Here is a 20,118-nt window from a genome sequence, read left to right on the forward strand (position 1 = left end):
AATCGTAACTACTTAGAAATAATGGCAGCCCAGCCGCCGCCCGGAGCCATTTCAATTTTAATTTTAGAAGAACTGTTCACGCGTTGTTCTTCCTGTTTAAAATCGATTGCCTGCTTGTCGGCATTCACGCCGTCTTTCCAAACATTCATCGTATAATTTCCATCAGACAGAAAACCAAGATCCAATTCTAACGTACGTGGCGACCAGTCGGTCATTCCTCCAACATACCATGTATCGCCCAAACGACGGGCAATTAATACGTAATCGCCTACTTTAGCATCCAGCACACGGGTTTCGTCCCAAACGGTAGGAACCTTTTCCAAAAATTCCATTGTTTCGGGTTCGCGGTAATAATTCGAAGGGTTGTCGCAAAGCATTTGCAACGGACTTTCAAACACCACATACATTGCCAATTGATGACAGCGCGTTCCGGATGACATTGGTGTGTAGAAAACTTTTCTAAAGTTCTCTTTATTGGCATTAATCATTGCACCCGGAGTATAATCCATTGGCCCGGCTACCATGCGAATAAAAGGCAGCGTTACATTGTGTTCCGGATCGGGCAGTTCAGACCACTTGCTGTTTTCCAGCCCTTTTACGCCTTCGTAAGAAATTACGTTCGGGTATTTGCGTTCCAGTCCTGCGGGTTTATATGCTCCGTGATAATCAACCAACAATTTGTGTTTGGCACACTCACGGGCAATCTTTTCGTAGAAGTTAACCATCCACTGGTCGTCGCGCTGCATAAAGTCAATCTTTATTCCTTTTACGCCCCATGCTTCAAACTGCTGGAGAGCTTCGGCGAGTTTGTCGTCCAGCGCTTTCCAAACCACCCAGAGGATAACACCAACTCCTTTGTCTTTTCCGTAATCAACAAGCTCCTGTACATCAATTTCATCTTTTACATTCATTATGTTATCCAGATGATACCAACCTTCGTCGAGTATGATGTAATCGAGGCCGTATTTGGCAGCAAAATCGATGTAATATTTATAGGTTGCATTGTTTACTCCCGATTCAAAATCAACACCGTAAACATTCAATGCATTCCACCAGTCCCATGCTACTTTACCCGGTTTAATCCAATCGGTTTCTTCCAGTACATTTTGGGGAGCAAGTTTAAAAATCAATTCCGATTCCACCAGTTGTTTGTCGTCGTCGGAAATAACCATTGCCCTCCACGGGAAATTTTTCGGGCCTTGCAGTTCGGCAATGTAATCTGCATATTTTACCGGAGCAACATCGCGGTCGGTACGCTGATCTTCTTCAAGAACCACACCTGCAAATTTTCCTTCGAGCCGATACGGATTTTCCGAAGAGCCTTTCAAAAACATACCGGCATAATCGGTAACTAAATCCGATTCGGAAATATAAACTTTTACATTGTTTCCTGCATCCACAAGTAGTCCGGTTGAAGCGAACCTATCGGGTGTAATTTCCGAAAGTTTTACATTCAGGTATTCGCGTTCCTGGTGCGAAAACATACTTTCTTCTTCAGGGAACCAAACATGATGGTCGGCCGGGAAAGTGAATGTTGCCTGCTCATTCATTACTTTCACAGGCTCTTTTGAGGTTACTTCCCAACGGTAAGCAACACCGTCGTCGTAAGCCCTGAAACACAAATTGTATCCTTTAAAAGAAAGCATCAACTGATTGTAAACATCGGGGATGCGAGCATTTTTACGTGCTACTACCGGAGTAATTTCTTCGTTAACTGAAGTTACTTTGTTTTTTCGCACTCTCGCTTTTTCGCCTAAGGTTTCATTTTCAAGCGTTAAAGAAATAGGCGAGTACGAAATTACCTCTTTATCTTTCAGCAGAACAGAATAGCGGATATCCTCATCAACTTCAACTTTAATAGTTAATCTGTTGGAAGGTGACGTAACAGAATACTCTTTTGCGTTTAGCTGCCCCACAAAAAGCACGGCTAATAATAGATAGATCGATTTCCTCATTGAAAAAAATTTTGATTTGATGCCCGAAAGTTAGCAAGAATTTTTGGGGAGGAAATTCGTAAAGAAAAAAAAGGGTGGCACCGCACAGGGCGGCGCCATCCTTTAAAACACTATCAACTTCTCTGTTATCCGGGTATCGTTCTGAAATGCATGTATAAAATAGACCCCCGGTGTAAAATTATCAACTGCTATTTTAACCCGGTTTTTATTTGCAACATTCACCTGCTGCACCAACTTACCGGTTAACGAATATATTTCGAATTGCGAAAATGGCTTTTCGGAAACAATGGTTACTTCGCTGTTTGCAGGGTTAGGAAAAATTTTAAGGTGTTTCTGCCCCAGCTTTACCTCTTCGGTGTCTGTAATTACATCTGTTTTTAAAAGCTTTCTGGTAGAATAAAGCTTGTATTCGCCTGGCTGCAAAGCTAGGTTCTGAGTTGCATTTTCAACATCAACAGAGGTTTGCGAAAAAAACTCGAACCACTCCCCTGTTTCAGGAAATGTAATAGTTGCGGTGGTTGCCTGTATGCCGAAATTACCAACCGCAAAAACATGATTGCCATTGCTGGTTAGCCGGTACCATCTGAGCTGTCCGTTCAAATTGTACTCGAAATTTTCCGGAGAAAACTCTTCGTAAGTTTGTTTCAGGTAATTGAGCTGCGCCATAACCCGAAACAAATCTGTGCGATTTTCGTCGCCTAAATATTCCCAGCGCGATGGTTTTTCTGAAAGGCGTCCGCCAAAATCATTAATTGAGACATCGTACCCACGCTCGCCAAATTGCCAAATCATTTTTGGCCCTGGCAGCGGCAGCATGAAAACCGAATTAAGCTCCATCCGATTTAACGCAGTGGGCAGTTGCCTGACGTTGTAATCACCTTCAATAAACCCGGATTTCAGCAGGTCAACCATAATTCGTTCCTCATCGTGACTTTCGGCATAAGTTACCAGGTTTGGCTCATCCCAGTTGCGGCTGTCGTACACACCCCAGCTCAAATCAGAAGCGCCGGTATTTCCGCGGCCTGCATCGCGGTAACTGTCGTGCATTATTCCCCATAACAATATCCCAAAGTCAGCCAGTTCTTTTTCTTCCGGATTGTCTGAAAGGTGTTCAAAAATAACCAGTGCATCGTGCTTCCTGTTCCAAATTTCACCGGCCATGCGTTTCAGATTGGCAATGCGGGCAGCATCGTATTCGCTGCCCCAGCTCGATGAAGGGAACGGTGTATTTGAGAACCCTTTGGTAAAATCGAAACGAAACCCGTCTACTTTGTATTCGGTCATCCAAAAGCTGTTGATGCTGTCCACCAGCTCTTTTACCGCATCTGCTTCGTGATTAAAATCGTAGCCCCAGCGCAGATTTTCATTTGCAAAATTGGACTCAACATTGTACCACGGATTTTCTTCGGTAACCGTCCAGTTGTCCATATACATTTGCACAAACGGACTTTGCCCGTAACTGTGGTTCAAAACCATGTCGATAACCACAGCTATTCCGCGTTTGTGGCACTCGTCAACAAGTTTTTTCAATTCGTTTTTAGGGCCGTAATATTTGTCGGGGGCAAAATAAAACGAAGGATTGTACCCCCAACTGCTGTTGCCTTCAAACTCGTTAACCGGCATCAATTCGAGCACATTAATATTTAAATCTTCCAGGTAATCCAGCTTCTCGCGCACCGCTTTAAATGTGTGCTGTTCGGTAAAATCACGAATCAGCAATTCGTAAATTACCAGTTTCTGTTTCTCCGGAACCTGAAAATCTGCCACCTGCCACTGATACTCATCCTGCCCCGGATGCAATACCGAAACAATCCCTTCTGCTTTGTTTTCGGGATAAGAAATCAGACCGGGATAGGTTTCGCTGTTTATATACTGATCATTCCAGGGATCGAGAATTTTTTCGGAGTACGGGTCGGCCACCCGAATTTCACCATCAATTAAATACTGAAACGCATACTCTTTCCCCTTTTCCAAATCTGGAATTTCAAGCCAGAAATAGTCACCGTCCTTTTTCATCTGATATTCGTTCTGAAGCTCCCAGTTATTAAAGTCGCCCGTTACAAATACAAATTCTTTGTAGGGAGCAAACAAAACCAGTGTGGCAGAAGTGTCTGTCGGGTAATTAATACCTTTCCTGCAATTTTCGGGCAACGTTGCTTCAACTGCCTCTTCCCGTACAAAAACCGATACCGAATCTCTCTGAATTTCGTCGTTCGCACCGGCCTCTGCAATAAGCAGGTAATTTCCGCTTTCAGAAAAAGAGTGTGTTGTAGTAATCGTTTGCCCGGTAGTTTGAGCAAGAACCGTTTCGTTCAGGTACAATTTTAAATCTGCTTCTGCCGATGCATGCGCAGAAATACTCACCGACTGATTTTTCATAAAAATGGAGTTTGAAACAGGCTCGGTAATTTCCACAACCAATCCTTCCTGATAGACCGTTACAGAAAGGTTGGAAGTTTGCTCAGTCGCATCAGCCGAACGAAAAACAAACGACATGTTAATTACCTTTTCAGCATCACCAACAGAATAGAAGGTGTTAATGTCGGGAGCAATTTCCAGTTCATAAATTCCATCCCCTTTATTGGTAAGCTTCGGCTGCACATCGTTTTTTCCCCAACTGTTTGCTCCACCAACCACATTTTGCCAATCGCCTTTTCCTTCAATTCCCACTCCGGTGTGGGCATACAAATCTCCGGTAAAATAGCCCAGCCGGGTTTCTTTCGATGAGTCGAAAGTGATAGTTACTTTTTCTCCGGCAACCGGTATTTTGGGGTCGGTAGTAATCTGGCCGCCGGCAAAAAAAGGAATTAACAGGGCAACTATTAAAACAGAAAACCAAAAATATTTCATTACATTTTATTTCTAAACATTACATATAAAAGCAAAAACATCTTCTCAAATAAACAACTCTACACAAGTGATTGTTAGTGGCATGCGTTGCATTTTGAGCAAAAAGAGCCATCAGAAAAAATTCCAATGGCTCTGTATCTTAATTTATTTGCCTGACGAGACTGATTCCACAAAAATCAATCTTTGTGCAACCGGTCATTTATTCGCTAATTTCAATGGTGTTGGTTCTCAGATTCACCACAACATGGTATGTTCCCGAAGATTTCAGAAACTCCCAGTTGGGGTCTGAGTGTCCTTCCATAATATCGATGTAATCTGTGTTGTAATTCACTACCACATCGTACCCGTAGCTTGTCGGTCCCCAATCTTTCTGGGCAAACAACCTGAAAGCGCCACCCTGAGTAAAGTCCACATCGCCTTCCCAGGTTTTGTAAGTTTTGTACTGCAGCTCAGTAACCGGGTCATCCCAGTTCCAGCCGTGAGTAGCATCTCCGGTAAGGAACATTTCCGGTTTGGCAACCGGAGTCATTTCAATTACCTTGGTGTCGGCATTCACTTTTATTTCGTACCAGCCGGCCGTTCCAATAAAATTGAAGTTCGGGTCACTGTCGCCTGTGGCCGGTTCCAGAAGATCTGTCGGATAAGTGGTAAACACATCGTATCCGCCTAAAGAAGCGCCCCAGTCGGGACTGCTAAAGAAACGGAAATTTACTCCGGCAGAAGGATCGAAATTACAAACGGTAATGTATTCATACGGTTCTCCCGTTGAAACTATCTCTACGGCTTTGCTGGGATCCCAGCCGCCAACCACTGCCCCAATCATATAAATTGGCGGGAAGGTTGATGCGTAAAGCGTTAAAGTCATATCCACTGCTTCGGAATAAAGCGACTGCACACCCGGATTCACCGTGGCTTCAACACGAAATTCCACGTCGGTTGGCTTGTTGGTTTCCAAACCAAAAGTCAGCAACTTTTCGTTTAAGGTTGCATGTGAAATAGTTGTTGTAAGCTCTGAAGTATTTACCAAATCCATTGGCGTGGCAAAGTTATTCCCTGCCGAATCAACCTGCAACTTATAGGTTATTGCACTGGGGAAACCAAAATCGGCAGTACTCCAGCTAAATGTTACAGATTCGTCGTTTGCATTCACTTTCTGGAAAACAAGCTGTGTTCCTGCTTGCGGCGCTGACAAAACAGGTGCATCGCCAAGAACAACAACCGGCTCCCTTTCCACTTCTTCGCAAGCATACAACAACGAAAAAGCGAGGAAAACGTAAATTATATTTCTAATATTTTTCATTGCTAAATCATTTTAATTTGATGGATTAATAACCGGTGTTCTGCGTCAGATTTGGATTGGCAATCACATCGGAAGCAGGTATCGGGAAAATATTAAATTTATCGTCAATAGACCTTCCTTCTTTTACTGCGCCTTTCCATTCCCACAGATAATCGCCGCCGGTAAACTTGCCAAAGCGAATAAGGTCTGTACGTCGCTGAGCTTCCCAATAGAATTCACGACCGCGCTCGTCCAGGATAAAATCCAGGGTAAGATCAGCAGCGGTAATGTTTCCGCCCTGGTCGCCGTAAGCTCTTTCCCGAAGCATATTTACGTATGAGAGAGCGGTAGCAGCATCGCCTCCGGTACCTCCGCGCAACACGGCTTCGGCATACATCAGGTAAACATCGGCCAGCCTGAACAGCGGGAAATCGGTATCTACAAATTCGATGTTTGAGCCTGTCTGCCCGTCGCTGGTTACGTTTTTGAATTTGCCAACAGCATAACCGTTGGTAAACTCAAACATGTTATCAATGTCGAGCGTTTGGCCGTCGGAGTACAGCAGATTACGCCCGTCGGAACTGTATCTTTCAATAGAATAAGTATAATCGGGAGTTCCCAAATAAAGCGTTATTAAATACTTTCCGGATTCGCTGATAGCCATATTACTACCTTCGTACTCCAAAATTCCATCGGCATCGTTGTCGCCAAGGTTAATGTCCCATTTGTCGTTTGCGCGGAATTTAAAGCTTCCCGAGCCGAGTTCGGCAATTACGCTCCAAACTTTTGTTTCTGCATCAAACTCCATAGGAGTGCTGTTATCCCAGCCTCCGGGAGTAGCATCGCCAATTAGTCCCCAATTGGTTTTCACTGCAGTGTAACTGTAATTGTTCAGGTTCACATTTATTTTGTACATGCCGGCTTCAGGAATAACCAGGTTGCTTCCGCTTTCTTCCAGAATACCGTCGGCATTGTTGTCTCCCCAGTTTGCATCCCAGTTGGGACCTTCGGTAAATTTGAACTGGGAATTGTCTTCTGCAAAATAGATGTACCCTTCGTAATTATTGTCTGAATTAACAGAAGCCAGGGTTGGAGCTGTTTCCGGAGCCCACTCATTTTCGCTGTAGCCACTGTCGTCCTGGTATCCGCCCGGAACGTAAATTACCGGGTAATCGGCCACACTTTTCAACGGAATGCGTGCACTTTTCAGCGTGTTCAAATCCAAAAATTTTCCAACAAATTGTTTAGTGGTGCGGGCACCTGCCCAACCGCCGTCAATCCCAAACATGTCAGGATCCATATTTCCACCAACACTTGCTTTGATTATAAAAGTAACTCCGCCATAAGTTTTGGTATAGTTACCATCCTGCGTAATCGGGAAAATAATTTCATTTGATTTATGGTTGTCTGCCATAAATAAGTGCTCGTATTCGGGTTCAAGTGAGTAACCGGCATTCAGAATTTTATTACAGTAAGTCAAACATTCAGTGTATTTCGACTGGTTGATGTAAACTTCTGCATTCAGGTACAGTTTGGCAAGAAGCGTCCAAACCGCTGCCTGGTCAGCACGCCCGTATTCAACCTGTCCGGGAGCAGATAGCTGCGATTCGATGTCGAGCAATTCTGTTTCTACGTAATCAAACAGTTCGGCACGTGAAATCTGTTCCGGAAAGAAAGAACCAACTTCGTCTTTTTCGGTAACGAAAGGCACATTTCCAAACATATCGATAGCGTGCCAGTAGCTCAGTGCACGCAAAAAGCGCGCTTCCTTGCGGTACATTTCAATATCGGTACGGTACGTTTCGTCAATTCCCCGGTCACTCAATTTTTCCGGTGAAGTTTCGCGGATGAACTCGTTTGTTAACGAAATCTGGTAGAAAACGCGGTAATACATATTGGAAATGTACTCATTGTTTGAGCTCCAGTCCATTTCCTGATAGTCGCGCAGGTTGCCGTCATTCCATGCCATAACGGCTTCATCGCTCGACAACTCCTGTGCATACCAGTAAGCCCTCAGGTATTGTCCAAATCCTTCATCAAGGCCGCTTAAGTCATTCATCCCGGCAGGGCCTTCCTGACCGCTGACCGCGAGACCGGCATAAAGTTTAGCCAGCACTTTTTTGTAGTTTTCCGGATTGGAATAAACATATTCTGAAGTCACCTCATCTTTATCGAGCGGGATGGTATCCAAATCGTTGATACATGATGAGAAGGTTACCAGACCAGCCAGTCCAACCGCAATCAATATATTATATATTCTTGTTTTCATTGTTACTTTCTTTTACGGTTAAAAATTGACACTTAATCCGAGCATAAAAGTCCGCGGGCGCGGATAAACACTGTTGTCTATACCTTCGCTAACTTCAGGATCGAGTCCTTCGTACCTGGTTATTACAAACACATTCTGAACGGTTCCGTAGAGCCTCATTTTCATCCTTTCGTCAAGATAGTTTGTAAAAGTGTAACCCAGGCTAATATTATCAAGCCTTAGGAAAGAGGCATCCTGAATATAGTAGTCAGAGAAGTATTTCGGATTTTCGAAACCGGTTTCAAATACGTTATTGCTGATGTTGTTCAAATAACCGGCAGAATTGTACAAATTATTATAGGTAGCCTGACCAGACCAAACGTTGTTATAAACGTAGTTATTCAGGTTAACCCTTCCGCTGAAACCAAAGTCCCAACTATTGTAGTACAATTTACTGGAGAAGCCCATAAACACATCAGGCGCAGGTTTTTTGTACCTATATTTATCGTCGTTGGTTATTGCGCCATCTCCGTTTCTGTCCACATAAAGCCCCTCTATTGGCTTCCCGTCAGCATCATAAACCTGTTCGTAAACAAAGAATGAATTTGCCGGGAACCCCACGCTGTGGATCTGAATGTTGTTTCCAACACCTCCCGAAATTCCGCCTGTTTCCACACCAATGTAGCTGGGGTCATCAACGGCAGTCAGCTTCGTAATTTTGTTGTCGTTAAAAGATGCATTGAATCCGACTTCCCAACTCAGATTTTCTTTTGAAATCGGAATTGCATTAATAGTAAATTCAATTCCGCGGTTCTCCAGGTCGCCAACATTTGTAAGAATCATATTGGTCAGGTTGGTTCCTGCCGGTACCGGAATAAAATTGATCAGGTCGTTGGTTACCCGGTAATAGGCATCAATAGCACCAGAAATGCGGTTATTCAGGAAACCGTAATCCAGACCAACATTGTAGGTTGTTGTTTCCTCCCATTTTATATCTGCATCATATCCTTCGGGCCTAATAGTTGAAATGAATGAATCACCAAACTGATAACTTGCGGTAGGTTCTCCGAAAGTATAACGAGCCATGTACGGATAATCGTTATTTGAAATGTTTTGTTGTCCGGTAATCCCGTATCCCAAACGGAGTTTCAGGTCTGACAACGTGCGGGAATCTGTAAGAAATGGTTCTTCAATAATCCGCCATGCCAGAGCCACAGACGGGAACAATCCCCAGCGGGTTTCCGGAGAAAACCTGGAAGACCCGTCGTTACGCAATGTGAACGTAGCCAGGTAACGACCATTGAATGTGTAGTTCAACCTTCCGAAGAAGGAAACCAGATAATTTTCGGTTTCGTAATCTGTATCAGAATGTACGTAATCACCTTTGGCATTGGTGTTTTTTGTTTGCCCGGCTCTCCAAAAGTGTTGCCAGGAGTAACCAGCCATCGCATCCACACGGCTCTTTATGCCATCAAACTCTTTTACGTAATTCAGGTAAAAATCGAGCAAAGAGTTCTTTTTATCCTGAGAATATTGTTTGTCGGTACCACCGCCTTTTTGTTTGTCGTAATCCCAGGGAGCGTATTCGGGCACCAGCGTGTAACCATCACTGTTCGAAATATCGTAGCCCAGATTCAGGTTAGCCCGCAGGTCGGGAAGAAAATGGAACCGGTAGTCAAACTCGGCACTTCCAATACTTCTTTTAACAGTGGACTGGTCGTCCTGCAGTGCCAATCGGGCAACCGGATTCATATTGGCAATCGGAATAGGGTCTCCGTTTTGTTGTACCCAGGTAAAATATCCTCCGTAAGGACTGTCGTTGTATACAGGTTGTGTGGGATCGAAACTGAATGCAGAACCAATTGCATCACGATTTCCGAACCTGTTGTTAATTAACATCCCTTTTACATTCAGGTTAACGCGCAGGTGGTCATCAAAAAACGAAGGATTAAGTCCCAGCGAACCGGTCAGCCTGTCCATCCCGTCAGTTTTCAAAATTCCTTCCTGCTTTGAATATCCGATTGAAGCCCTGAACGGCATATCTTTAATGTTGCCTGTTAATCCGAGGTTGTGATCGTGTCCGTAAGCCACGCGGTAAATTTCATCCTGCCAGTCTGTTTCTGAATTTCCAAGGAGTTTCAGCGCATTGGGATTATTTGCATAACGTTCGTTCACAATCGACCGGAATTCACTGGCCGAAAGCGGATGAATTTGGTTGGAGTGTGTACTCAACGAAAAATACTGGTTGTAAGTAACAGCCAACGGTGCACCTTTGCGTCCTTTTTTAGTAGTAATAATAACAACACCGTTAGAAGCCCGAGAACCATAAATTGCAGTTGCCGAAGCATCTTTCAAAACGGTAAATGTTTCAATATCGCTAGGGTGAATGGCGTTCAACGGGTTTTTCATACCGTCGATTCCATCGTTATCAACCGGAACCCCGTCAATAACAATTAATGGGTCGTTACTTGCAGAAAGTGAAGAACCTCCCCTGATACGAATGGTTGAACCTTCACCCGGAGAACCCCCGCCTGAAGTAATTTGCACGCCGGCAATTTTTCCGGAAACAAGCTCCTGTGGCGAAGTAATTGCGCCAGCGTTAAAATCGTCGGCACTAATGGCTTCTACCGAACCGGTTGCATCTTCTTTTTTCACCTGTCCGTAACCGATAACCACAACTTCTTCGAGCCCCACAACAGATTGAGCCATTTTAATATTGAGAGAAGTCTCATTGTCAATAATAAATTCCTGAGGTGTGTACCCGATAAAAGAAAAAGCGAGCGTCTCTCCTTTTTCCACATCAATAGAATACAAACCGTCGAAATTGGTAATTGTCCCCCTGGTTGTTCCCTTTACAGCAATAGTAACGCCAGGCAACGGGTCTCCACTGTCGGCATCAACAACACTGCCTGTAATTGTTTTTTGTTGCGCCTGCACCAAATTGGTAAAAAGGAATGCAACCAAAAACAAGAACATCTTTGAGTTTTTTCGTATGATTCTCATTTCTTAATGTTATTAATTTGTAATACTTACCCTGTTTAGTTAAAAAATAATTAATGTCTAAAAACAGCACAAAATCAATATGTTACTTACAGCAAATCTGCTTCACCAAGCAAAATCCGAAGGCGAATGTATACAAATTGTTAAGAAATGTTATCGTTTTTTAACAGGCCAAAAACCGCAAACGTTTGCGGTTTCGTTTGCACCGAACATGTTATACAACAGGTCTGATCCGGTGGGTGAATTATCGACCAAAACCGGAAGAAAAAATTCATTTTCTTTCTGAATTTTGTTTTGGTATTTTTACCGCATCATCACAAAAAAATGGGTGCAAATAAATTGTCAGAAAATAGCAGTTCAAATCAAAATCCGGCAAAACCGTTCATGAAATGGGCAGGCGGCAAAAGGCAGCTGTTGCAAACTTTCCGGAATTATTATCCGCCCGAATTAAAAGAAGGGCTGATTGACCACTATTTTGAACCATTTATCGGCGGAGGGTCTGTGTTTTTCGACATTGCCCAAAACTGCGGCATCAAAAAAGCCACGTTGTTAGACACAAACGAAGATCTTATTCTGACGTACCTGGTCATTCAACGCGATGTGGAAAACCTGGTTAACAAGTTATTGCACCTCCAAAAATACTACCTTGAGCTGAGCGAAGAAGACCGCACAACGTTCTACTACACAACAAGAAACGAACACAACCTGGCAAAAAAGAGGATGAACTACTCGCGGTTTTCAACCCAATGGACAGAACGAGCAGCGCAGATTATTTTTCTGAACCGCACCTGTTTTAACGGGTTGTTCCGATTTAACTCCAAAGGGGATTTTAATGTTCCGCAGGGAAGGTACAAAAACCCAAAAATACTGGATGAGCAAAACCTTCGTGAAGCATCTCGTATTCTTTCAGTTGCAGAAATAAAAAGAGCTGATTTCCGGGAGTTAAAAAAAGAAATAAAAAAGAATTCCTTTGTTTATTACGACCCGCCATACCGCCCGCTGAGCAAAACTTCGAGTTTTACGGCATACAGCAAAAACAAATTTGAAGACGCGGAACAAAAAGCGCTGGCTTCTCTTTTTTATGAACTGAATAAAAAAGGCATCAAACAAATGCTTAGCAACTCCGATCCCAAAAACCATAATCCGCAGGACAACTTTTTTGACGATTTGTACAAAGATTTTCAGATTTTTCGGGTACCGGCCCGGCGTGCGATAAATTCTGCCGGACACAAGCGCCAGGCAATAAATGAAATTGTGGTAACAAATTACTCCCCGAAATAAAAACCGGCTGCTCGAAAACATAAAAACAAGTATTTATTTTCATTTGTCTCGAAAAATACCGTTTCTCGATTTAACTTTCTTATTACCAAACACAAGGGAAAAAAGCGAATCTTTACCCCAATATTAAAGGTCTTAAAACCGCTTCGGATTAACTGTTTTGATGGCCGGAAAATGATTTTATTTTAGTACATTTAAGATCTAAATCAACTGTCAGCAGGTGAATGAAAAAAGGATTTACCACCATAAAAGACATTGCCCGAGAATTAAAGGTCTCCCCTTCTACTGTCTCCAGGGCGCTAAAAAATCATCCTGACATTAGCGAGGACACAAAACGTGCAGTAAACGAATTGGCTGAAAAATTGAACTACCAGCCCAACGCCGTTGCGCTCAGCCTCAAACGTCAAAGGAGTAATACCATTGGTGTTATTATTCCCGAAATTGTTCACTACTTTTTCTCGTCGGTTATTAGTGGTATTGAAGACGTTGCATACGAGGCAAGTTTTAACGTTATTATTTGCCAGTCGAACGAAATGGCCGACCGCGAAAAAGCCAACATAAAAACCCTTTTGGCAAACCAGGTTGACGGAATTCTGGTGTCGGTTTCAAAAGCAACAAAAGATTTCAGTCACCTTGAAAAGATAAAAAACAGTGAAGTTCCTCTGGTTTTTTATGACCGGATTATTCCGGGGTTTAAGGCCGACCAGGTTATTATCGATGATTTTGACGCTTCTTACCGGGCGACAAAACACCTCATCGACATCGGGAAAAAAAGAATTGCACATTTTGCCGGCCCTAAAAATCTGCTGATAGGACAACATCGGAAACAAGGATATCAAAAAGCACTTGAAGACGCGGGACTGCCGGTTGAAGAAGAGTTGGTGTTTGATGCCGATAGTTTTGAAAAAGCACGGCTTGCGGTTTTAAAAGTGCTTGAAAGTGGAATTGCAATAGACGGCCTTTTTGCGGTAAACGACTTAACGGCAATTGGGGCCATGCAAACACTTCAGAAAAAAGGGATTAAAATTCCGCAGGAAGTTGCAGTAGTGGGCTTTTCCGACGGACGGTTTTCAGGGATTACTGATCCCACGCTTACTTCAGTTGATCAGCACGGGTACGAAATGGGAACGGTTGCTACCCAATTGTTGCTGAAACGAATTCATTCCAAAGAAGATTATCCTTGTGAAACCAAAGTTCTAAACGCCAATCTTATTATACGAGGCTCTTCTGTGTTTTCACCCTGAGCATTTGCAAAATTAATTTTTGCCTACACATATAACGGGCATCCGCTAAATGCACTATTCCATTTGTATCAGCAAAAAAAAATATTTTTTTACGCAAACGTTTGAAATAACCTTTCCAGCATGAAATGCTCCTATATTCAACACATTAGAGCCGAAAAAAATTTGGAATTTCCGATTTTTATCCGCTATATTTGTTCAGCAAATCAAAAGTTACTTCACAACTGCTTATCTGGCAAACATTCGTTTGTTACAATGTTTTATTGTAGCCAATTAATTTAAAAACATGTTGTTATGGTTAAGAAACCAACTCTTAGCTTTTGGCAGATCTGGAATATGAGCTTTGGTTTTCTGGGTATTCAGTTCGGATTTGCTCTCCAAAATGCCAATGTAAGTCGAATTTTTGAAACACTGGGCGCGCAGGTAGAAAACATTCCGATTTTATGGATTGCCGCTCCGGTTACCGGACTGGTAATTCAGCCGATTATCGGGCACATGAGCGACAAAACCTGGAACCGTTTCGGGCGCCGCCGCCCCTACTTTTTATTTGGGGCTATTCTTGCATCACTCGCACTCATACTGATGCCCAACTCACCGGCGTTGTGGGTTGCTGCCGGAATGCTCTGGATTATGGACGCATCAATTAATGTTTCCATGGAACCGTTTCGCGCTTTTGTGGGCGACATGCTCCCCAACGAACAGCGCACCCGTGGTTTTGCCATGCAAAGCTTTTTTATTGGTACCGGCGCAGTGGTAGGTTCTCTCCTCCCCTACGCAATGACCAATTGGCTCAACATTCCCAATACCGCTCCAGAAGGAGTAATTCCGCCTTCAGTAAAATGGTCTTTCTACATCGGGGGTATAGTTTTTTTGCTGGCTGTATTGTGGACGGTTTTCTCCACAAAAGAATATCCTCCCGAAAAAATGGAAGAATACGAAAAAGCGGAAAAAGGGAATTCTTCGGCCGGCACAGAGTACCACGAAATTCCGGTTCCCAAACAAAAGTTTTCTACTTTGGGAATCATTTTCGGAGTAATGGGTTTGCTGATTGCCGGAGCAACTAAGGGCTTTCATTTAAAAGATGAGCTATACATTTTGGGAGGATTGCTTATTGCATTCTTTGTTCTGATGCTGATTGTTTATCTCTTAAAAGCAAAAAATCGAGAAGAAAATGCGCTGGTTGAAATCTTCTCCGATTTAATACGCATGCCGTCAACCATGAAACAATTATCTGTTGTACAATTTTTTTCGTGGATGGGATTGTTCGCCCTATGGATTTACACCACGGCCGGAGTTACCAGCCACATTTATCATACAACGGATCCCACATCTCTGGAATATAACACAGGTGCCGACTGGGTGAATTTTCTTTTTGCCGTTTACAACGGAGTAGCTGCCCTGGTGGCATTTTTACTTCCGGTGCTGGCAAAATACACCAGTCGAAAAATAACACATGCCATTTGCCTCACTTTCGGAGCTGCGGGCATGGCATCAGTTTACCTGATTGGCAACCCAACTCTTTTAATACTGCCCATGATTGGAATTGGAATCGCCTGGGCCAGTATTTTATCCATGCCCTACGCCATTCTAACCGGGTCGCTGCCTTCCCATAAAATGGGAATTTACATGGGAATTTTCAATTTCTTTATTGTTATTCCGCAAATTCTGGCAGCAACAATTCTCGGGTTTCTGGTACAGGATGTTTTTGGAGGAGAGTCCATTCTGGCACTTGTATTTGGAGGAGCTTCGCTTCTGCTCGCTGCCATCTCGGTACTGTTTGTCAAAGATGTGGCCGCAGGTGAAAAATAAAAAAAATTAAATTGAAACAAGCATGACAAGTTCATCACGCAAAAGGATTAATAATTTAGCCGAAGCTGATCATCCGGTCGTGCAAGTTCCATAAGTTACTTTTGAACATAAAAAAAAGAGGAATGAAAGAGTATATCATTCATAACGAATGGAAAATCATTGAAGAAGGATTCCGGCCTGAAAACAACCGAATCTCCGAAAGCATCTTCAGTATCGGGAACGGGAAGATGGGCCAACGCGCCAATTTCGAAGAAAAATATTCGGGAGACTCACTCCAGGGTGCTTACATTGCCGGAATTTATTACCCCGATAAAACCCGTGTCGGATGGTGGAAAAACGGTTATCCGGAGTACTTTGCAAAAATCATCAATTCCACCAACTGGATTGGGATTAACGTTTTGGTGAATGGCCAGGAACTGGATTTGGGCAAAGCAAAAATCCATTCGTTCAGGCGCGAACTTGACATGCAGCACGGACTACTCTCGCGTAGTTTCGAGGCCGAACTGCCAAACGGGAACCGCGTAAAAGTGACATCGCAACGGTTTGTCAGCATCGACGATACCGAAATCGGGGCAATCCGGTATTCGGTAAAAGCACTTAATTTTTCAGGAGTTATCACGTTCTCGCCGTACCTCAACGGAGATGTAATGAATGAAGACTCCAACTACGACGAAAAATTCTGGGTCGAAGTTGAACGCGAAATCAGTAAAAACGAAGGCTACCTTACTCTTGAAACCCTGAAAACAAAATTTCAGGTTACCACCGGAATGTATTTTCAGAGCTTCAGGAACGGAACGCCGGCCCAGGAAGAAATCGTAAACGCAAGCCATGAAAAGTATGTTGGTGCAACACAAAAAATAGAAGTTGCTGAGGGCGACGAGGCCACCATCGAAAAACTTGCTGCAACGGTTTCCAGCCTCAACTACAAAAACACCGACCTGCTCCAAAAAGCCAAAGCAGCGGTTGCGCGGGCCCAAAAAGCCGGGTTCGACAAACTTTTTGAAAAACATAAAACCAAGTGGCTGCAAATCTGGGAAACCAGCGACATTAAAATTGAAGACGATACCGCGGCTCAGCAAGGAATCAGGTACAACATTTTCCAGTTAAACCAGACATACACCGGCGAAGACGAAAGGCTGAACATTGGCCCCAAAGGTTTTACCGGAGAAAAATACGGCGGAGTAACATACTGGGATACTGAAGCTTACTGTCTTCCTTTTTTCTTAGGAACCTCTTCCATCGAAGTATCCAGGCACCTGTTGATGTACCGGCACAAACACCTTCAGAAAGCCATTGAAAATGCCGAAAAGCTAGGGTTCAACTGCAACGCAGCTCTTTATCCGATGGTTACAATAAACGGAGAAGAGTGCCACAACGAGTGGGAAATAACCTTCGAAGAAATTCACCGTAACGGAGCCATTGCATACGCCATTTTCAATTATATTAATTACACCGGCGATAAAGAATACCTTGCGCCATACGGATTTGAAGTGCTTCTTGCAATCAGCAGGTTCTGGAGTCAACGAGTCAACTGGTCCGAAGAAAAACAAAAATTTGTGATGCTGGGTGTCACCGGCCCCAACGAGTACGAAAATAACGTCAACAATAATTTCCACACCAACTACATGGCGGTATGGACATTAAAATACACCCTCGAGGTAATCGATTACCTCAAAAAGGATTTCCCGTTTTTGTTTGACGAACTGCTAAAAAAATGGAAGTTTAATGAGCTTTCGGAAACAACCCGCTGGAGAAAAATCATCGAAAATATGTATTTCCCGTTCGATGCAAAAAGGCAACTCTTTTTGCAACAGGACGGATTTACAGATAAAGAACTGATTCCGGTTTCGAAGCTATCAAAAAAGCACCGCCCCATTAACCAGAAATGGTCGTGGGACCATATTTTGCGCTCGTGCTACATCAAACAGGCCGACACGCTGCAAAGCATATTTTGGTTTGAAGATGATTTTTCAATGGACCAACTAAAAAGGCACTTCGACTTTTACGAACCTCTTACTGTGCACGAGTCGTCGCTCTCTCCGTGCGTTCACTCCATTTTGGCGGCAAAAATCGGGTACGAAAAAAAATCCTACGAAATGTACCTGCGCACCGCCCGCCTCGATTTGGATGACTACAACAACGACACCGACGACGGGCTGCACATTACCAGCATGGGAGGAACCTGGATGTCTTTTGTTATGGGCTTTGGCGGCATGCGGGTAAAAAATAACCGTCTGACTTTTAATCCGTTTTTACCGGAGAAATGGGGCAGTTGGTCATTCCGCATCAAATTTAGAGGGGTACACCTCGAAGTTACCATGCAACAAAAACAGTTTACCATTGTGAACCATTCTGACCAAACAGCCAGTGTGGAAGTTTGGAACCAGGCAGAAACAGTAAAAGGAAACAGTAAAAAAGAATTTAAAAAATAAACAATGAAACGAACATGAATTTTCTTCATTCAAAATTCACAAAAAGAAATGATTAAAATTTATGTGAGTTCCTGAATGTCTTCAAATTTTTTGAACATTCAGAAATCAAAAAATTTTATACAGATGAAACGACTAATATTTTCTGTAATCATTATTCTTGCGACCCTCAACGCCTTTTCGGCCGACATTAAATTGGAAAGGGTTGAACCCATGTTCTGGTGGGCCGGAATGAAATCGCCCAGCCTGCAACTGATGGTTTATGGCGAAAACATTTCATCGGCCGATGTATCTTTGGAATACCCCGGGGTAGAGTTGGTTTCGGCATCGAAAGTACAAAACCCCAACTACCTGTTTGTCGACTTGAAACTGGCAGAAGATGTTCTCCCCGGAAAGTTTGACATTCAGTTTAAAAAAGACGGAAAACTGGTTGAAGAGTACAACTACGAGTTGAAAGCCAGAAAAAATGGATCTGCAGAAAGAGAAGGATTCAACAATTCGGATGTAATTTATTTAATTACTCCCGACCGCTTTGTAAACGGCAACCCAAACAACGACCAGGTTGAGGGGATGAAAGAAAAGCCCAACAGGAAAGATCGCAACGGGCGGCACGGCGGAGACCTCCGGGGAATAATTAATTCGCTGGACTATTTGCAAAACCTTGGTTTTACCGCAGTATGGCTCAACCCGGTACTGGAAAATAACATGACGCAGGTTTCGTACCACGGTTATTCCATCACTGATTTTTACCGGGTAGATGCCCGTTACGGCAGCAACGAAGAATACGTGGAATTGAACAGGGAGCTGGACAAACGTGGGATGAAATTGATTATGGACATGATTTTTAATCACTGCGGTTCAGAACACTGGTGGATGGAAGATCTGCCCATGGCAGACTGGCTTAACAATTACCCCGATTACAAAATTACAACACACCGCCGCACCGTAAACCAGGATCCGCACGTATCCGAAGCAGACAGAGATGCCATGACGAAAGGCTGGTTTGTTCCGACCATGCCCGACCTGAATCAAAAAAATCCGTTTGTGCCAACCTATCTTATCCAAAACAGTATTTGGTGGGTTGAATACGCCGGACTGGAAGGAATAAGGCAGGACACCTGGCCTTACCCCGACAAAGACATGATGGCAGTGTGGACAGAAAGGGTGCTTGAAGAGTATCCGAACTTCAACATTGTGGGTGAAGAGTGGAGCCTGAATCCCGCCATTGTTTCGTACTGGCAAAAGGGAAAAATAAATACCGACGGATATCATTGCTCGCTTCCCTGCCTCATGGATTTTCCGCTGCAGGATGCAGTAAGCCGCAGCCTTAGCGAAGACGAAGGCTGGGAAACCGGACTGGTAAAACTTTACGAAGCGCTGGCCAACGATTTTCTTTATGCCGATCCGGAGAACCTGGTTGTTTTCCCGGACAACCACGACATGTCGCGCATGTACAAACAACTGGGCGAAGACAAAGACTTGCTTAAAATGGCTCTGGCATATTTTCTGACCATCAGGGGAATTCCCCAAATCTATTACGGCACAGAAGTTTTAATGACACACGAAGGCGATGAAGATGGTGATATTCGTGCTGAATTTCCGGGCGGCTGGGCCGATCACAAAGTAAATGCATTCACCGGAGAAGGGCTTTCTGCCGACCAGAAAGACATGCAACGTTACCTGGCAAATATTCAGAACTGGCGAAAAAACAAAGCGGTTATCCATTACGGTAAACTGATGCACTTTGTTCCGGAAGACGGGGTTTACACATTTTTTAGGTACGATGAAGACGAAACTGTAATGGTGGTGTTGAACAAAAATATAGAAGACAAAACGCTTTCGACAAAACGGTTCGAAGAAATTACAAAAGGCTTTTCTTCCGGAAAAGATATTATCAGTTCAACAGAAATTCCTGATTTGTCGGAAATTCAGGTTCCGGCAAAATCGGCAATGATTATTGAGCTAAAATAAGAAGAGTGAACAGAGGCTGTCTTCGATGAGGATGGCCTCTTTTTTTGATTCAAGAAAC

Annotated in this window: 10 protein-coding genes; 5 read left to right on the plus strand and 5 right to left on the minus strand. The window is 43.5% G+C overall.

Features of this window, described 5'->3' with window-relative positions:
• Positions 1–8: 8 nt before the first annotated feature.
• The 5 genes from BUB08_RS12235 to BUB08_RS12255 form a co-directional block, all read right to left on the minus strand.
• Entirely contained in the window at positions 9–1,955 is a 1,947-nt protein-coding gene (locus BUB08_RS12235; RefSeq protein WP_073002154.1) for a glycoside hydrolase family 97 protein, read from the minus strand.
• 102 nt (positions 1,956–2,057) lie between these two features.
• Positions 2,058–4,805, minus strand: coding sequence for an alpha-amylase family glycosyl hydrolase (locus tag BUB08_RS12240; RefSeq protein ID WP_073002155.1), 2,748 nt, complete (start codon positions 4,803–4,805; stop codon positions 2,058–2,060).
• Between the two features lie 199 nt (positions 4,806–5,004).
• Positions 5,005–6,105 carry a SusE domain-containing protein gene (locus BUB08_RS12245; protein ID WP_073002156.1) on the minus strand — a complete coding sequence of 367 codons (1,101 nt, stop codon included), beginning with the start codon at positions 6,103–6,105 and terminating at the stop codon, positions 5,005–5,007.
• Positions 6,106–6,130: 25 nt separating this feature from the next.
• Entirely contained in the window at positions 6,131–8,353 is a 2,223-nt protein-coding gene (locus BUB08_RS12250) for a RagB/SusD family nutrient uptake outer membrane protein (protein WP_073002157.1), read from the minus strand.
• 18 nt (positions 8,354–8,371) lie between these two features.
• Entirely contained in the window at positions 8,372–11,335 is a 2,964-nt protein-coding gene (locus BUB08_RS12255; protein ID WP_073002158.1) for a SusC/RagA family TonB-linked outer membrane protein, read from the minus strand.
• A 321-nt stretch (positions 11,336–11,656) separates the two neighbouring features.
• On the opposite strand from BUB08_RS12255, the gene BUB08_RS12265 reads away from it, so the two are divergent.
• The 5 genes from BUB08_RS12265 (at position 11,657) to BUB08_RS12285 (ending at position 20,060) form a co-directional block, all read left to right on the plus strand.
• The gene (locus BUB08_RS12265; RefSeq protein ID WP_073002160.1) at positions 11,657–12,613 is read left to right on the plus strand and encodes a DNA adenine methylase; all 957 of its coding nucleotides are present in this window, start codon (positions 11,657–11,659) and stop codon (positions 12,611–12,613) included.
• Positions 12,614–12,834: 221 nt separating this feature from the next.
• Positions 12,835–13,854: a LacI family DNA-binding transcriptional regulator gene (locus tag BUB08_RS12270; protein WP_073002161.1), complete on the plus strand. Its 1,020-nt coding sequence runs from the start codon at positions 12,835–12,837 to the stop codon at positions 13,852–13,854.
• Between the two features lie 291 nt (positions 13,855–14,145).
• Entirely contained in the window at positions 14,146–15,660 is a 1,515-nt protein-coding gene (locus BUB08_RS12275) for an MFS transporter (RefSeq protein ID WP_073002162.1), read from the plus strand.
• A gap of 122 nt (positions 15,661–15,782) precedes the next feature.
• Positions 15,783–18,092, plus strand: a complete 2,310-nt coding sequence (locus BUB08_RS12280) for a family 65 glycosyl hydrolase domain-containing protein (protein WP_073002163.1) — start codon at positions 15,783–15,785, stop codon at positions 18,090–18,092.
• 123 nt (positions 18,093–18,215) lie between these two features.
• Positions 18,216–20,060 carry a glycoside hydrolase family 13 protein gene (locus tag BUB08_RS12285; protein WP_073002282.1) on the plus strand — a complete coding sequence of 615 codons (1,845 nt, stop codon included), beginning with the start codon at positions 18,216–18,218 and terminating at the stop codon, positions 20,058–20,060.
• The last annotated feature ends 58 nt before the right edge of the window (positions 20,061–20,118 follow it).

Source organism: Mariniphaga anaerophila, from assembly GCF_900129025.1.
GTDB lineage: Bacteria > Bacteroidota > Bacteroidia > Bacteroidales > Prolixibacteraceae > Mariniphaga > Mariniphaga anaerophila.

What these genes read in the sequence shown, in the direction of transcription:
- BUB08_RS12235 (WP_073002154.1), bottom strand. Translation starts at nt 1,955, where the DNA reads ATGAGGAAATCGATCTATCTATTATTAGCCGTGCTTTTTGTGGGGCAG.
- BUB08_RS12240 (WP_073002155.1), bottom strand. Translation starts at nt 4,805, where the DNA reads ATGAAATATTTTTGGTTTTCTGTTTTAATAGTTGCCCTGTTAATTCCT.
- BUB08_RS12245 (WP_073002156.1), bottom strand. Translation starts at nt 6,105, where the DNA reads ATGAAAAATATTAGAAATATAATTTACGTTTTCCTCGCTTTTTCGTTG.
- BUB08_RS12250 (WP_073002157.1), bottom strand. Translation starts at nt 8,353, where the DNA reads ATGAAAACAAGAATATATAATATATTGATTGCGGTTGGACTGGCTGGT.
- BUB08_RS12255 (WP_073002158.1), bottom strand. Translation starts at nt 11,335, where the DNA reads ATGAGAATCATACGAAAAAACTCAAAGATGTTCTTGTTTTTGGTTGCA.
- BUB08_RS12265 (WP_073002160.1), top strand. Translation starts at nt 11,657, where the DNA reads ATGGGTGCAAATAAATTGTCAGAAAATAGCAGTTCAAATCAAAATCCG.
- BUB08_RS12270 (WP_073002161.1), top strand. Translation starts at nt 12,835, where the DNA reads ATGAAAAAAGGATTTACCACCATAAAAGACATTGCCCGAGAATTAAAG.
- BUB08_RS12275 (WP_073002162.1), top strand. Translation starts at nt 14,146, where the DNA reads ATGGTTAAGAAACCAACTCTTAGCTTTTGGCAGATCTGGAATATGAGC.
- BUB08_RS12280 (WP_073002163.1), top strand. Translation starts at nt 15,783, where the DNA reads ATGAAAGAGTATATCATTCATAACGAATGGAAAATCATTGAAGAAGGA.
- BUB08_RS12285 (WP_073002282.1), top strand. Translation starts at nt 18,216, where the DNA reads ATGAAACGACTAATATTTTCTGTAATCATTATTCTTGCGACCCTCAAC.